The organism is Acidobacteriota bacterium (assembly GCA_034211275.1).
In the GTDB taxonomy this organism is placed as follows: domain Bacteria; phylum Acidobacteriota; class Thermoanaerobaculia; order Multivoradales; family JAHZIX01; genus JAGQSE01.
Map to the genome: position 1 here is coordinate 1 of JAXHTF010000375.1, position 2000 is coordinate 2000.

General features: G+C 66.5%; 2 protein-coding genes. Both read right to left on the minus strand.

Going from position 1 to position 2000, the window contains the following annotated elements; all coding sequences use genetic code 11:
• The coding region (locus tag SX243_26135) for an acyl-CoA dehydrogenase family protein (protein ID MDY7096466.1) at positions 1-408 on the minus strand (408 nt) is incomplete at its 3' end.
• An 81-nt stretch (positions 409-489) separates the two neighbouring features.
• Positions 490-2000: long-chain fatty acid--CoA ligase (locus SX243_26140; GenBank protein ID MDY7096467.1), on the minus strand; the 1511-nt coding region annotated here is incomplete at its 5' end.

A 2000-nucleotide genomic window follows, 5' to 3' on the forward strand; every position in this document is an offset into this window, starting at 1 on the left:
GGAGCCGCCGCCGGGCTCGGTGATGGCCAGGGCGCTGATCTTCTCCCCGGCGAGGATGCCGGGGACGACCCGCTCCCGGACCTCGGGGCGGGCAGCGCGGACGATGGGCGGGGTGCCGATGTTGTGGCTCATCAGGCTGGCGGAAAGACCACCCAGGCCGGGGCGTGCCAGCTCCTGGGTGGCGATGATCAGGTAGAAGAGGTCCGCCTCGATGCCGCCGTATTCCTCCGGGAAGCCCAGGGGAATCAGGCCGATCTCCGCCGCCTTGGGGTAGAGCTCGCGGGGGAACTCCCCGGCTTCGTCCCATTCCTGGGCATAAGGTTCGATCTCCTTGGCCACGAAGCTGCGCAGGCTGTCGCGAAAGGCCAGATGCTCTTCGGTATAGAAGGGGCTGTGCTCCGGAGACATTGGCTGTCCTTTAAGTGTTGGGGTGATACGTTTCAGATACGCGCCGACGCTTACGCCTCAGCGCTACGGCCGAACCGGGAATCACTGCGGGGCGTACTGCTGGCGCAGCTCCCGCTTGAGCAGCTTGCCGGTGGCGGTGCGCGGCAGCTCCTCGACCACCGCCAGGTGCTTGGGCGTCTTGAAGCGGGCGAGCTTGTCGCGGCAGTAGTCCTCGATCTCTTCCAGGGTGATGGTCTCACCCTGGGGCGGCACCACCAGCGCCATGGGCACCTCGCCCCATTTCTCGTCGGGCACGCCGATCACCGCCACCTCCTGGACCTTCGGGTGCTTGTACAGCACCTGTTCCACCTCGGTGGGATAGACGTTCTCGCCGCCGGAGATGAGCATGTCCTTCTTCCGATCGACGATGTAGTAGAAGCCCTCCTCGTCCTGGCGGGCGAGATCGCCGCTGTGAAACCAGCCGTTGCGGCAGTCCTCGGCCGTGGCCTCTGGGCGGTTCCAGTACTCCTTGAACATGGTGGGCCCGCGGAGCACCAGCTCGCCGACCTCGCCGGGCGCCACGTCGTTGTCGTTCTCGTGGACGATGCGCATCTGCACATGGGTCAGCGGCCTGCCCACCGAGCCGTTCTTGCGTACCGCATCAGCGCTGCCGAGCATGCAGGCACTGGCGGTGGTCTCCGTCATCCCGAAGCCCTCGAGGAACGGCAGCCCCCGCCCCTGGAAAAACTCGATCACCGGGATCGGGCAGGGCGCACCGCCGGAGAGCAGATAACGCAGAGAGGAGAGATCGTAGTCGTCGAAGTTCGGCACCTGGCTCACCGCCTGCCACATGGCCGGTAGCAGGAACAGTACGCCGACGCGCTCGCGCTCGATGGTGCGCAGAGTTTCCTCCGGGTCGAACATGGCGTGGAGGATGACTTTCGTGCCCAGATGCAGGCCGGGCAGGGTGTGGATGGCCAGCCCGCCGATATGGAACAGCGGCGCAACCGTCAGGATATTCTCCCCGGCGCGGATCGCCACCTCGCTGAGCTGGGTGTTCAGGGTGATCCAGGTGGGGTTGGAATGGGTCAGTACCGCGCCCTTGGGCTTGCCCGTGGTGCCCGAGGTGTACATCATCACCAGCGGATCGGACTGGCGCACCAGGGTCTGCGGCTCCGCTTCGGGCTGCCCGGCGAGGGTCTGCTCGTATTCGGCATCCCCGTCCAGCGGCGCCTCCTGCGTAGCACAGACGGCGATGCCGTGTTCCAGCGCCGTCTCGGCGCGGATGTGCTCGAACAGCGGCGTGAACCGGGGATGATAGACGATCACCCGGGCACCGGCGTCGCCGAGTATGAAGCTGATCTCCGCCGGGCTGAGCCGGAAGTTCAGCGGCACGGCGATGGCGCCGAGCTTGGCGCAGGCGAAGAAGGTTTCCAGGAAGGCGATGCTGTTGAGCATCAGCAGGGCAACCCGATCGCCCTTGTCCACGCCGCGCTCGGCGAGGGCGTGGGCCAGCCGGTTGACCCGGGTGTTCAGGGTGCCGTAATCCAGACGGGTATCACCGCAGACCAGCGCCTCGCGCTCCGGATGCTGGCTCTGGTGGTAGCGAAGCC